The following is an 11,134-nucleotide window of genomic DNA, read 5'->3' as shown; positions in this document are numbered from 1 at the left end:
GAGACCGCTTCGGGCCGCGTCTGGCTGCGCATTCAGAGCGCGGCGATTGCGGGACAACAGGCGGCCCATGGGCCGCCTGCCGCTATTTGTACGTCCAGCACCCAGCACGCCCTGAATCGAGATCTGCGCCAGGTGGCCCCCGGCCTGTTGCAGCGAGCGCAGTGGCAACGGCAAGTGCGCCCTGCGCGGCATTGGCGAAGGCAGCTTCCAAGGGGTGCTCTCATCGGGCGCCGTTGAGGTGGACGATGCCGCGCGCGTCGGTACGACCCTAGGCATCAAGACGTCCGCAACCGACAGTATCAAGGCGATCCATGCCCAGTTGCGCCTGCTCACCGATGGCGCGAAAGCGATCGATATCATCGACGTCAGCAAGAGCGCGCTGTTGCGCATGCATCTGGGCTACCTGCATGCGCCGGACGAGCATCTGCCCTGGACCGGCGATGGCGCGACGCTGCCGCTGACCGCGCCGCCGCTGCTGCGGCACCATTGAGTCACGGCGTCCTGGGCCGCCGCAAGCGCCGGCTCAGGCACCGTAGCATGCTTTGAGGCGCGGCGACGCTTGGGTCAGCATGCCGGCCGGGTTCTCGATATGCACGCCTTGCAGGCCGGGATCGCCGGCTGGCATGCCACGCGGCAGGGCCAGCGCATGCGCCACCGTGCCGGACACCAGGCAGGCCGCCGCCAGGCAGCAGGCGCCGAAGACCGCCAGCGCGGCGTGCGCCTGCTGCGGCCTGAAATAGCGGGCGGAGAGGTCGCCGCCCTGGGGCGGCGCCGACACCAGGTACACTTTTGGCACGGTTTCGCTGGCGCCCAGTTGGGCGGCGGTCAACAGGGCACCGTACGCGCCGCGCAATCGCATCCGCGGACCGGCCTCGGTCCAGAGCGTGCGCAGGCCGGCCTTGAACACGTGCTTCACTCCGCCGGTAACTTGCATGGTTGGCCGCCCGCGCTGGACGGCGCCACGTTTATGGGGAAAGGAGCGTTATGATTCAGCGGAAAAATGGACAGGTTCCGCCGCCTATGCAAGCTGTTGCTGCTCTGCCTGCTTGGGCTTGCGGCAACGGCGTGCGCCGAACTTGACGGTCTCGCCAAGGGGATGGCGCGCAGTGAGAAGGAGGATGCGCGCCGGGTTTGCAGTGAATACGGTTTCCGTCCCGGCACCGACGCATATGCCCAGTGCGTCGGGTCGGAAGTGAATGCGCGTAAGGAGTGCGAGCAGCAAGACTGGCTGGAGCAGCAGCGCTGGCAAGACCGCGAATGGCGGCGCCGCTACCGTCACTAACGGCGGGACAGCGCTGCGGCGGCCACGGTGGTGTGCCGTCCGGCAGCATGCCTGACCGCACGCCAGACGCATGCCGGCCGGCGTGGCAAGGGGCGCGCTCAGGCAGGCTGCCCGTCCTTCCTCCGATCTTCGCCTGGCGTGGACTGCGCCAGCCACGAGAGGATCGCCTCGCGCGTCGCCTGTGGCCGCTCAAGCGCAGGCAGATGCCCGCAATTCTCGATGACTTTGAGTTCGGCCCGGCGCAGCTTGCTGAGCATCAGCCGCTGCATCTCCATGCTGAACAACTGGTCTTGCCGCCCGTACAGGATCAATGTCGGCATGCTGAGTGCAGTCAGGCGCGCGGAAATATCCCAGGCGTTGATCAGGACCCGGGTCTGGTTGACCAGGCCGGCGCGCGGCAACTGCTGGCAGGCGGCCAGGGCGTCAAGCAGGTCGCGCTCCCCGGCGCGGCGCGGATCGACGCAGGACTGGTTGAGCTGCGGCCAATGCTGGCCGATGGTGCCGTTGAGCAGGGGCGTGAGCATGCCGTGCCGGAAGAACTCGCGCTGCGCCTCCGGGGCATTGCCCGGATAGGTGCACACCAGGACCATGCGCTGCACCCGCTGCGGCGCCATCAGGGCCAGATGCTGGGCCACCAGCCCGCCCAGGGAGTGCCCGAGCAAAGTGAATTCCGGCGGTGCCAGCTGCAGCACTTCCCTGGCCATGCCGGCCGCGTTGGACTGGTTGGACACGACGATGGTGTGCACGTCGTAGTGTGGCGTAAGGTGTTCGATCAAGTCGCGCCACATGCGGTCGCCATGGTTGCTCCAGCCCGGAAGCAGGACGAATTGTTTACGGTGAGACATGGTTGATCCCCTTTTTTCTAAGCCAGGATGGCATCCCGTTGACCGCCAGCGCGGCAATCGTGAGCGCCAGCGCGCTCGCCTGGCGCAGGCCGAAGTGCTCGCCGCGCAGCGCCACGCCGAGCAGCACGCCGACCACGGGAACGATGAAATTGGACAGCGACGTGAATACCGGGCCGCGGCGTTGTACCAGTGCGGCGTACATCAGGTAAGCCAGCCCGGACTCGACCGTGCCCAGCACGGCCACGGCGCCCAGCGCGCCCGGCGTCCATGTCAGTTGCCAGGGATGGTCGATCAGCAACGATGCTATCGCCAGCGGCAAGGCGGCATACCACAAGATGGTCCGTACGGAGCGGATCGGGTTGTCATGCGGAAGGTGTTCCAAGAGATTGAGGCTTAAGGCGAAGCTGGCACAGCCCAGGAAGATGGCGCCTTCATAGACCAAGTGGCCGCTGCCGTGGTTGGTGGCAGGGCTTACCAGGATGATAATGCCGGCGAAACCGAGCAGAACGCTGAGCATCGCCGGCCAGCCGGGGCGCCTGTGTTTGCTTATGCATAAAGACAGGAGCATTGTCAGGATCGGCACGCTGCCCATCATCACCGCCGTGATACCGCTGTCGACATGCTGCTGCCCCCAAACGATCAGGAAAAAGGGGAGCACTGCCTCGAACAGAGCAATCAATGCATACAGCAGTGCGGGCGAAAGTGGCGCCTTGCGGCCGGCTGCAGGTAACGGGCGCGTAGGTCGGCGTGTGAAGCCGGCCAGCATGGTCAGCGTCGCCGCGCCAATCAACACGCGCAGAGCCGCGGTGGTGGCGGGCGGAATACTCTCGACGGCGAAGGCATTGAACAGGAATTGTCCGCCCCAGATTGTGCCGATGCCCAATAAGAGAAGATAGTCGAGCAGGGTTCTTTGTTGTGTGTGCATGATGCGTTCTCCTTGGTGCCAGGGCTCGAACGGGCTGCGAGACCGACATCGGGCGCCGGCATGGATCATGCACACGATGAGGCGCGTTGCGCTTCCGGGAAGCGAAAAGCAGGACCGGTCCGGCCTGCCGAGCGGGCGGCGCGCCGCCGCGCCCACGGGCCAGGACCATGCGGTGGCAGCTTTCAGTCCTGTGCCCAGCAATGCGCCACCGGCATCAGGACGGCACTGACCACCAGCATGAACACCGGCTGGGCCAGTGTTTGCGCGTGGTACAGGGCGCCCAGTGCGGCCAGGCCGGCGGCGATCAGCAGGTAATAGGTCAGTCCGTACATGGCGCTGGCGCTGCCTTGCACCGCGCGGTAGTGCTGCAGGGAGGCGGCGAAAATGCTGGGAATGGCGCAGGCGAAGCACAGCATCAGGACCACCTGCGTGGCCAGCACGGCGCACGCCGCCGGCAGCGGCGCACGGGCGCCGGCGGCCAAGGCGAGCAACTGCAGCAGGGCCGCCGCCAGCCCGGCGTGGCAGGCGCGGCGGATCAGCTGGCGCGGCCGGTAGTGCCGTAGCGCCAGCTTGTTGAGGCGGGCGCCGCCGACGGCCGCCAGGCCGAGCAACAATCCGCTGGCGCCGGACAGCCAGTGCGGCATGCCCAATTCATCGAACGTGTGCGGCGCCAGCACGTAATAGCCGAACAGGATCAGGTTGAAGCCGGCCACCAGCGCGGCCGAGATCCAGATATGGCGGTCGGTCAGCATATGGCGCGCGACGCGGAGCATGGGCACCGGGGCCGGCTGATGCCGCGGCCGGGTTTCCGGCATGAAGGCGGCGCACAGCAGTGCCAGCGCGGCCAGCAGCCCTAGGCAGGCGAACACGCCGTGATAACCGTAATGGCTGGCCACCAGCATGCCCAAGGCGGGGCCAATGGCCGGCGAGAAGGCCAGCACCGTGACAACGGCGGAAAACATTTTGGTCAGCTGAGGACCCTGGTAGCTGTCGCGCACCATGGTTTGCATGACGACGGCGCCGACGCTGATGCCGAACGCCAGCCAGGCGCGCGCCAGCAACAGGACGGTAAAGCTACGCGCCACCAGCGCCAGGGCGGCGGCGGCGACGTAGCAGCACAAACCGCCGAACAGGGCGGGGCGGCGTCCCTTCAGGTCGGAAATGCGGCCCCAGAACAGGACGCCAAGGGCAAAGGCGGCGAAGTACAAGCTCATGGTCCATTGCGCCTGGCCGGCACTGATGCCGTAGGCGGCAGCAATGTCGGGCAACACCGGCGCGTACATGGTCTGGCTCAGTTGCGGGTAGGCCAGCAACAATAGCAGGATGGCGATTGCTGGCCGCGAAAGGGGAATGGGATTCATCGATGCTCCAGGTTGGGTTCATTTGGTGGAGCGCGGCGCGGGCCCAGCCAGGCCACGCACAATGCCAACGCGCCGTTGGCGAGCCAGACATCGGCTTGGCATAACAGGCCATAGCGCCACGGCGCGGCCAGGCCGGCCGCGCTGGCGACCAAGCTGGTCATGCAGGCCTGGCGCAACAAGTCGCCTTTTAGTGCGAGCACGGCCACGGCCAGAAGCCCGGCGCGCGGCAGGAGGCGCGCCGGCAGGCGGTGGCCTGCGCCATAATTCAAGGCCATCAGCGCCATCACCGGTTCCAGCGCGGTGAGCCAGGCCATGGCAATGATGCCAGCCGAGTATTGCTGCGGGCCGGGGAAGACGTGGCCCTGGGCCAAGGCGCCGCTCAGCTGCCCGGCCCATTGCAGCACGCCGGCGTGCACGATCAGGGCAGTGGAGACTGCCAGCGTCGCGCACGCGGCGCAGCGCAGAACCAGGCGGCGGGGCAGCAGGTGCATGGCTTACTGCTTGGGCACCGCACCGGCCAACATGCGCAGGTTGCTGCCGCCGCTTGCGGCGAAGATCAGGCTGCGCACCTTGTCGTGGGGCAGGGTGACCAGGGCGGCGAAGCCATTCAGGTCGAGCGATTCGGAAGCGTCGCCCTGCACGCAGCCCATGCCGGGCGTATCCGATTTGGCCGTTACCGAAAATCGGTAGATGTTCTTGGACGGATCCAGCACCCGGATGTAGCCATCCAGGTTGCAGCCCAACAACTTGCCGATCACCTTGCCTTGGGCGTCGATCGACAGGCGCGGTGTGGTGGCCGTGTCGTAGCCTTGGTAGCCGGGCAGTGTACGCGCCGTGGGCGAGTAGTTGCCTCGCACCTCCGCGAGACTGGCGGGACGGTTGTTGTCGGCACTGTAAGTCATCGCATAACTGCCGTATGGTGCGCCGGCGACATAGCGGTCCGCCAGGTCGAAGGTGGCGGACAGGGTGTTCGCGGCGTCGGCGTGGCCGCTCATGACGGCATGCACGAAGTGGAGCGGAGCGACGACGCTTGCGCCGCCGATGTCGCCATCGTTGAGCTTGAGGAAACCGCTATAGGTGCCAAGATAATTGTCCTCGCCAACGCCGTCGGCGAAATAGAACTCGGTTTCGGCATCGTTGTTCTGGCCGTGCAGCAGCGCAAAGGCCGGCTTGCCATCGGCATTGGTGCCGAACCAGATGCCGTCGGCCAGGCGTTGCGAACCGCTCGGCTTGAAGGCGGGAGCCGGGGTCAGGCTGGACGTGCTAGCGCCGGCATGAGTGCCGCCGCCACCGCAGGCGAGCAGGGTGGCGCACAGGGGCAGCAAGGCGGCAATTTTCAGTTTATGGTTCATGGAACAGTTTCCTGGTCTGATCGAATTATTCGGCAAGGGCCTTGCCGATCCGGTCCGCAGTATGTGGCTACTCAGCACTAATAACTTCCCAAGGGCAATTTCTAGGACGATTGCACCCCGCCTCTCGGAATTGGTCCGGGAAATGAGGCGGTCCCTCTGCCGCGGGGCGCCCGAGCGTTAGCATCGCAGCCACATTTCTCGCCCAAGGACAGTCTCATGAACGATTCCAAGCCCTTATTCCTGACAGTCGATTTCATTAACGACCTGGTGCACCCGGACGGCAAGATGGCCGGCTGCGCGCCAATGGTCATGGCGTGCGGCGTGATCGCGCGCAGCAACGAAGCGCTGCATTGGGCGCGGGCGCAGGGTTTTCACATCGGCCACGTCAAGGTTGCCCTGGTAGCCGGCACGAGCACCACGCTCGGTTCGTGGTCGATGTTCGGCAAGGCCGACCAGATCGGTGCGCTGCAACTGGGTGGATGGGGCACCGCCTTCCACCAGGAACTCGACGTGCATCCGGACGAGCTGGTGATCGTCAAGCCGCGCGTCAGCGCCTTTTACGGCACGCCGCTCGAATCACTGCTGCGCACCAAGAACATCAGGCAACTGGTGCTGGCCGGCGTTTCGACGTGCCACGCCATTGACCTGACTGCGCGCGAGGCGCATGACCGCGACCTGCGGGTGACCGTGTTGTCCGATTGCTGCGCGGCGCGCAGCCTGGACCAGCACCGCGCCACCTTGTCCGGTGCGCTGTCGCAGGTGGCGCAAGTGCGCACGCTGGACGAAGTGCGCGCCTGCATGAAGGACTGAAGCGGTGGACAGCGCCGCGTCGGCTTGCCAGGTATTGCGCGCGGCGCTGGAGCGCCACCAGATCGCCTGCTACTTCGGCGCCATGCTGTTGGGCGCACTGGGGGCCTACTGTTTGCCGCACAGTGCGGCATGGGCGCAGGCGATCGAGCCTTGCCTGGCATTGATGCTGACGCTCACTTTCCTGCAAGTTCCGCTGGGACAGCTGGGGCGGGCGCTGCGACAGGGGCGTTTCCTGGCCGCCTTGCTGGCGGTGAATTTCGTCTGCATCCCGCTCCTGGTGGTGTTCCTGCTGCACTGGCTGCCGCAGGTGCCCTTGTTGCGCCTGGGCGTGCTGCTGGTGCTGCTGGCGCCCTGCATCGATTACGTTGTGACCTTTTCCCACCTTGGCCGGGCCGACGCGCGCCTGCTGTTGGCGGCAACCCCGTTGTTGCTGCTGGCGCAGATGGCGCTGTTGCCGTTATACCTGCGGCTGTTTCTAGGCCAGGCCGAAGCGGACTTGGTACGGCCCACCGCATTCCTGCACGCGTTCGGCACCATGATCCTGCTGCCGCTGACCCTGGCAGCTTTGCTGCAATACTGGGCCGCATCGTCGCGCGCAGGCCGGCGCGTCGCCGGCGGCCTGACCAGCCTGACGGTGCCCGCCACGGCGCTGGTGCTGTGGCTGATGATGGTGGCTATGCTGCCGCAACTTGGCGCCGCGGCGGCGGCGGTGCTGCAGGTGTTGCCGGTGTACCTGGCCTTCGCGCTGGCGGCGCCGCTGCTGGGCTGGTGTGCCGGCCGCTGTCTGGGCCTGGCGCCGACCGCGGGCCGCGCCGTCGCATTCAGTGCGGCGACCCGTAATTCGCTGGTGGTGTTGCCGCTGGCGCTGGCCGTGCCGGGCGCCGTTCCCATCCTGCCGGCCGTCATCGTGGCCCAGACCTGCGTCGAACTGGTCTTCCAACTGCTCTACATCCGCATGCTGCCCGTCCTCGGCGCCGCGACGCCCACCGCACGCCTCTGAGTGCGGGTCGCGTGATTCCGTCCGAAATTGCACCGTCGATGCGCTGCCTCGTTAGCGAAAGGCTAGCCTGAAGCCGGTTCCCAACCCGGTTCGGACTGCTGTCAGGCAGCGGCCTGGCCCCGTTGGCTGTTGAACGTTGTCACGTCAAGGAGAGATAAATGGGTTCATTTAACGCAGAAGAGCGACAAGCGATGGCCGTGCTGGAAGCACGCAAGCAAGCGCGTGCATTGCGGCAGGGCCTGGCCGTGTTGATGAAACAGCAGGGCCTGGAGCGAAGTGAATGGGTGCCGATGCTGGGCAGCTACGACACGGCCAGCGGTCAGGTCAGTTTCATGAAACGCAACGATCCGAGCAAGTTGCTCACCTGTAAAGTCGGGGCTGTCCCCTTGCGGCAGGCGCTGGCCTACACGCGCGAGCTGACCAATGCCATCCAAAGCAAGTTCAAGGTCGAGGACGGCGAGCTGCAACCGCAGAGCGGCGGTGCGCCGGCGCCCGGGTCGCAAGAGCTGGCGCTGGGCGGCGCGTACGCCGCGATGCTCGACGAAGCGCTGGAGGCGCAGGTGCAGGTCGGCGAGCAGGCGGAGCTGGGCGAAGTCGTACGCCAGTCGCTACAAGCGGAGACCTTTGTGAAGGTCGCCGAACAGGTCGATTACTCGGTGGTGGGCCTGCAGCGCCTGAACGCCTTTGCTGGAGCGCTCAATGAAGCGATGAAGTTCGAAAAAGTCGCGTTGATAACCGAAAACATGTCAAGCATTCTCGGTGCGGCCGGCGTGGTGCTGAAAGGGGGGCTGGCATTCGAAGACGCCATCGAACTGGCCAAAGCCCAGTCGCCGGACGCGCAGATGGTGGCTGGCACCAAGCTCACCAATGACCTGCTGGGCACCGGGCTCGAAGTGGCGAGCGTGGTCGCCGAGATCGCCGGTGCGGAAGCCGTGGCTGGCGCGCTCGGTGGCGTGGGGCTGGCCGCTGCGGCCGTCGGCTGGTATGTCGCCGGGCTGGTCGAAGCGATCGAGCAAGGCAACGAACGCGCCAGCAAGACCAAGGAATACTTCGACATCCTGAACGCAGGCTACCACCACGCCGGTTATGGGCTGGACAAGGAGGGGAGGGCGTTGATTCCGCAATACGGGGTGCCGATCGGTACGCTCGACCTGGAGCACAACACCGTCTCCTTCGGCAAGTTCGACATGCTGCAGTACAAGGAGGGGCGGCGCGGGATGGGCGGTTCGGCCGCGGGCGGCTGGGAGGCTACGCTGGAACCGTTTGACGATGGCCGCACCTTCGAAATCCACGCAGGGCTGGGCGTGAAGCACACCATAGCGCTGCCGGAGCAGCGCGACCTGGTGCTGTTGCCCTTCATGCCGGCGGCCAGAGCGAAGATGGTGCATGGCGTGCAAACCGTGGGGCTGGGTCCCGTGATACGCGGCATGGACGGCAAACTCGACGATAAGGGCAACCCGATCAGTTTCAAGACCTATATCAAGAGCGAGGATGAGCTGACCGGAATCGATCTCACGTTCGAATCGACCACGGTCGACGTGCTCCTGGGCCAGGCCAGCAAGACCCTGGTGATGCCAAATATGGCGCGCTCCCAGATCAAGGATGGCCATGGCACCAACTGGGACATGCAGTACCGCATGCGGGGCAAAGGTGGAAAATACGCCTTGGCCTTGAGTGCTTACGGTAGCGTCACCCTGCAGGAAAATGGCGACAGCAAGTCGACCTGGCTGCTGGACGCCGGCGCCAAGGGCCTGGGCGATGCGATCGCGTTCCAGGGCGACCATCTGGCCATCGGCGGCGCGCAGGTCTGGATCGACCGCCCGGCGAACACCAAGGTGTGCGTGCAAAAGGCGGACAGTACGCTGTACAAGGTCGACGCGCAGGCCAGGAAGATCGAGCTGGGCGGTGTCGCCGCGGGGTGGATCGAAGCGCACGCCAAGACCTTGCTGACCTCATTGGCGCAGTTGGCGAAGGAGCAGGGGGCGGACAAGCTGGAGGTGATCGGCTATCCGGGCCCTGGCGGGCAGGCCTTGGAAGGCTGCTTCAGCGCCAAGAGCGGCTACCTGGTATGCCGGGCGGAGCCGGGGGCCAGTCTGGTGCGCAACGCGCACAATGGCGCAGGAATTCTGCTGGTCGATGCAAGCTGGGTCAAGGCGCACCAGGGCAATCTGCTGGGCGCGCTGGGTGCGCTGGCCGGCAGTTTCGGCTGTAGCACCGTCGAAGTACTGGGCATTCCCGCGCAGGGTATGACTTTGCCCGGCGGGCGCTATGACCGCGTCTCCGGTGAATTGCTGGGCCGTGCGGCCGACGGGGTGCTGTACCGCGTCGCAGGCGATCTGAGCCGGCGGGTGCTCGGCGTCGATGCCAGCTGGAGCGCGGCACACCGGGCCACTCTGCCGCAGGACTTGGCCAATCTGAGCATGGAGGCGAGCGCCGGCATTCTCAGCGTGGCCGGCATCCAAAGCGCGGACGGCGGCATCAGCCCGGGCTGGTACGACGTCGGCCGCCACCTGCTGGTGGCGGGCAACACGCCGGGCAAGCGGCCGGATTACCTGGGGATCATGGGCGGCAAGGTATGGCTGTTCGACCCTTCGATGGGCAAGCTTTACAGCCACAAGCTGGACGCCCGCTACGACAGCGCGCCCGATTGCTTTGAAATCGCCGACCCGTTGAGCGGTCCGCCCGACATCAAAGGATGGGTCAAGTCGGCATCGATCAGCGGCGACGGCTTCGTCATCGAGACTGGCGATGGCCGCATCCTGTCGTTGCGCCCCGGCGGTGGCAAGCCGCGCTTGCTGGGCCTGAAGGGGGAGATGGCGGATTCGGTGGTTCGGCAAAAGGGCGGTTACTCGGACGACCTGGCCAGGATTTATGAACACGACACATTCGTTCCGATCGAGGATGGCGCGGGCAAGGGATGGGTGCGGCTGCAACCCGAGCACTACGGCGACGAATATAAGGTGTATCGCCCGGCGGATCTTCCGGAGGACCGGCAGGCAAGCTTTACGGTGCTGGGCAAGATGTCGAACGGCATCGTCGTGTTCGAACGTACCGCCACCGGCAAGTGTCTCATGCGTGGCGTCGGAGATGGCACGGTGATAGGCATCCTCTCCAGCGGCGTGAACGAGGTGGACGACGTCATGCGCGTCGGCAGCACCTTGGTGATCCGACATTCGGGCCAAGCCAAGAGCGACAGGATCGCGTCCCAGGTGCGCCTCATCGTCGATGGTCTGACGCAAGTGGACATCATCGATGTGAGCAAAGGCGAGGTGTTGCGCGTGCACCCGCGCAACCAACACGGGGCGGATGAACATCTGCCTTGGACAGAGACCAGTACAGCGCCGGCGCATACGTCGCTGCGCATGATGGACACGGGGCTGCTGAAGCAGGAAATGAGCAGTTTTGCGCGTGAAGGGGCGGCCGGCCAGCGCGCCATTGTCACGCCGCAAGCGCCTGGACTCCTGGCCGGGCCGGGCGCGCTGCCGCACCCAGCCGGCGGACCGGCGTAAGAAAAGAACCGCTGACGGCGCTGGCCTTGCGGCATGGTTGGCGCCAACGC

At 65.9% G+C, this 11,134-nt stretch carries 11 protein-coding genes; 5 read left to right on the top strand and 6 right to left on the bottom strand.

Annotated features, from left to right (window positions below; translation table 11 throughout):
• Window positions 1-238 precede the first annotated feature (238 nt).
• Window positions 239-490, top strand: a complete 252-nt coding sequence (locus ACN9MW_RS20465; RefSeq protein ID WP_426162361.1) for a hypothetical protein — start codon at window positions 239-241, stop codon at window positions 488-490.
• 33 nt (window positions 491-523) lie between these two features.
• Here the strand turns inward: ACN9MW_RS20465 and ACN9MW_RS20460 are convergent, their stop codons facing one another.
• Window positions 524-934 carry a hypothetical protein gene (locus ACN9MW_RS20460; protein ID WP_426162360.1) on the bottom strand — a complete coding sequence of 137 codons (411 nt, stop codon included), beginning with the start codon at window positions 932-934 and terminating at the stop codon, window positions 524-526.
• Between the two features lie 66 nt (window positions 935-1,000).
• Between ACN9MW_RS20460 and ACN9MW_RS20455 the strand changes: the two genes are divergently transcribed.
• The gene (locus tag ACN9MW_RS20455) at window positions 1,001-1,282 is read left to right on the top strand and encodes a hypothetical protein (protein WP_426162359.1); all 282 of its coding nucleotides are present in this window, start codon (window positions 1,001-1,003) and stop codon (window positions 1,280-1,282) included.
• 98 nt (window positions 1,283-1,380) lie between these two features.
• On the opposite strand, the gene ACN9MW_RS20450 is transcribed toward ACN9MW_RS20455, so the two are convergent.
• The 5 genes from ACN9MW_RS20450 to ACN9MW_RS20430 form a co-directional block, all read right to left on the bottom strand.
• Window positions 1,381-2,127, bottom strand: a complete 747-nt coding sequence (locus ACN9MW_RS20450; protein WP_426162358.1) for an alpha/beta fold hydrolase — start codon at window positions 2,125-2,127, stop codon at window positions 1,381-1,383.
• Window positions 2,114-3,052, bottom strand: coding sequence for a DMT family transporter (locus ACN9MW_RS20445; RefSeq protein WP_426162357.1), 939 nt, complete (start codon window positions 3,050-3,052; stop codon window positions 2,114-2,116). The genes ACN9MW_RS20450 and ACN9MW_RS20445 overlap by 14 nt, the downstream gene beginning before the upstream one ends.
• 182 nt (window positions 3,053-3,234) lie before the next feature.
• Window positions 3,235-4,413: an MFS transporter gene (locus ACN9MW_RS20440; RefSeq protein WP_426162356.1), complete on the bottom strand. Its 1,179-nt coding sequence runs from the start codon at window positions 4,411-4,413 to the stop codon at window positions 3,235-3,237.
• Complete coding sequence (locus ACN9MW_RS20435) at window positions 4,410-4,904, bottom strand: hypothetical protein (protein ID WP_426162354.1); 495 nt, start codon at window positions 4,902-4,904, stop codon at window positions 4,410-4,412. The genes ACN9MW_RS20440 and ACN9MW_RS20435 overlap by 4 nt, the downstream gene beginning before the upstream one ends.
• A gap of 3 nt (window positions 4,905-4,907) precedes the next feature.
• Window positions 4,908-5,765, bottom strand: coding sequence for a hypothetical protein (locus ACN9MW_RS20430; protein WP_426162353.1), 858 nt, complete (start codon window positions 5,763-5,765; stop codon window positions 4,908-4,910).
• A gap of 216 nt (window positions 5,766-5,981) precedes the next feature.
• Between ACN9MW_RS20430 and ACN9MW_RS20425 the strand changes: the two genes are divergently transcribed.
• The 3 genes from ACN9MW_RS20425 to ACN9MW_RS20415 all read left to right on the top strand — a co-directional run bounded on the left by ACN9MW_RS20425 (window position 5,982) and on the right by ACN9MW_RS20415 (window position 11,084).
• A complete protein-coding gene (locus ACN9MW_RS20425; RefSeq protein ID WP_426162352.1) occupies window positions 5,982-6,575 on the top strand; it encodes a cysteine hydrolase family protein in 594 nt (197 codons plus the stop codon).
• Between the two features lie 82 nt (window positions 6,576-6,657).
• Window positions 6,658-7,575 (top strand): arsenic resistance protein, encoded by a 918-nt coding sequence (locus tag ACN9MW_RS20420; RefSeq protein ID WP_426172255.1) that lies wholly within the window; start codon window positions 6,658-6,660, stop codon window positions 7,573-7,575.
• A 158-nt stretch (window positions 7,576-7,733) separates the two neighbouring features.
• The gene (locus tag ACN9MW_RS20415; RefSeq protein WP_426162351.1) at window positions 7,734-11,084 is read left to right on the top strand and encodes a TcdA/TcdB pore-forming domain-containing protein; all 3,351 of its coding nucleotides are present in this window, start codon (window positions 7,734-7,736) and stop codon (window positions 11,082-11,084) included.
• Window positions 11,085-11,134: the final 50 nt, after the last annotated feature.

It is taken from the genome of Pseudoduganella sp. R-34 (genome assembly GCF_049904655.1).
In the GTDB taxonomy this organism is placed as follows: domain Bacteria; phylum Pseudomonadota; class Gammaproteobacteria; order Burkholderiales; family Burkholderiaceae_D; genus Rugamonas.
This window is presented reverse-complemented; position numbering and strand designations above follow the sequence as displayed.